2 protein-coding genes are annotated in these 1,846 nt (G+C 35.4%); one reads left to right on the top strand and one right to left on the bottom strand.

Annotation, left to right across the window (positions count from 1 at the left end; translation table 11 throughout):
• Positions 1-93 precede the first annotated feature (93 nt).
• Positions 94-894: a response regulator transcription factor gene (locus E1176_RS01630; RefSeq protein ID WP_155208835.1), complete on the bottom strand. Its 801-nt coding sequence runs from the start codon at positions 892-894 to the stop codon at positions 94-96.
• A 362-nt stretch (positions 895-1,256) separates the two neighbouring features.
• On the opposite strand from E1176_RS01630, the gene E1176_RS01625 reads away from it, so the two are divergent.
• Positions 1,257-1,846, top strand: a 590-nt coding sequence (locus tag E1176_RS01625) for a hypothetical protein (RefSeq protein WP_155208834.1), incomplete at its 3' end; no start/stop codon positions are given.

The raw sequence follows: 1,846 nt of genomic DNA, 5'->3' as shown, positions 1-1,846 counted from the left end.
AACAGGGGTTCGATTCCCCTACGGGCTACTAAAAACCCTCTTTGCGTTACGCATAGAGGGTTTTTTTATGTCCTATTTAAATGTCTTCTTTAATTAGAGATTTAACCCACCCAATATTGCTTTAGCAACTAGTTCTGCAGTGTTTACGCAGTTTGATTTATGAAGAATGTTCTTCCTGTGCGTGCGAACGGTATGAGTTGAAATGTTCAATTTTTCTGCAATGAGTTTAGCACTAAAGCCGTATGATAATAGTTTGACTATTTCTTGTTCCCTTTCCGAGAGATTTTGTAAAACATTTTTGTTTGGTTTATGATACTGTTTAGGGTTGAATGGGAGATTTTCCTCTGGACATAAGTTGCAATATGATTTACCATCCTTAAGGTGGATAAAAGAAACATCCGTTGTATTTACAACATTTAGATGACTTATATCACTATGAACGCTGAATACATGTTGAGGTATGCCTTGATCATTTAATGATAGAACGTTAGCTTGATGCAGAATAGTACGAATTGTACCTGCCGGGTCTTTCATTCTATATGAGTATATTATTTTATAAGCTAGGCGCTGAACAGACTCTAGGTAAGTCATAAAGTCCTTAATAAGCATCTCTTTCTTCTCGATTTTAACAATTTCCTCAGGCAAAGCAACTTTCAATAAATCCTCCATGGTTGCATTTGATGCACTTTGTCCTGTTAGTTTTAAAACATTTGGTGATATATAATCAAGTTCTAGGTTATGCATGTTCAGGATATAAAAGTATGAATCTCCTGGTGCGAAAAGTGAAGCAATTTGTTCAAATTGGGAGGTGAGATTATAAGGATCATATTTTTCAATATCACCCGAATATTCTTTTCTCCATAGAGTAGCAATCCTTTTATAATCTTGAGACATATTTTACAATGGTTTATAGACCAATATTTGCTTAATGGAGCCCAGTAATTTAATTATTTTCCGTCTAAAAGCAATTTTTATCTGTGTTATTAAATCTCCAAAACGCCTCGTTATGAGTTAGAAAATACGCCTTTTGGGGTATTGAACTTTGTGCCGAACTTATAGATCTTGCATTTTATTTTACTTCATTTTTTGAACGTTTTTCAGCTATTGTCTTACGCTTCTTTAATAGAATTCTTATGAGATCTAAACCCATCTTTTTATTAATTACTCTTTCTGCATTAGTCGGCTGCAAACCCGATATTCAGCCATTAAATTTAGGTGTCAAGGTGGTGACATTACCTGTCTCATTCACCAGTGTAATGCATAATAATACAAATTTTGAATTGGATGGTGAGATTCGTGACTGGTCTGGTGATATATCTATTGTCGACCATGGCCATATCTACAGCTTTGATAGCTGGGAAATGGAAAACTTTTGGTCATTTGAAGGCCCTTGTCAGGGGGATGTTATCATGTCTTCTTATGGGGCTCCTAGCATAAAAGGCTCGTTTGGAACAACGATAAATCTCGAAAAAGAGAAATATCTTTTTGGCATCGATGGTGTAGGAGAGCTCCATTATAGGGCCTATCTACTAACCGAAGCAGGCTATATCTTAGGTGGAATTAAAAAATTTAAATATGAGTCAGCCATACTTTTATCTGATGTTAAACAAAGTACCAGTAGCTCGTCAATTACGATCCATACTGATATTGAAAAAACAGGACAAACAAGAGATATTATTGATCACGGATATGTGTATAAGATAGACAAGCGTAAACAGTCTTATGGGAGATGTGGGAGAGATGATTACTATGATGATCTTCCTGCTTTAGGTGATGATAAATTTTCTTTAGGGGCATACACCTTTAGTGATGATTTTTCAGGCACTATTGAAGGCTTAGATCAAGA

This window comes from Fulvivirga aurantia (assembly GCF_009711475.1).
Classification (GTDB): Bacteria; Bacteroidota; Bacteroidia; order Cytophagales; family Cyclobacteriaceae; genus Fulvivirga; species Fulvivirga aurantia.
Note: the sequence above shows the minus strand (reverse complement) of the source record. Positions and strands in the feature narration are given on the sequence as shown.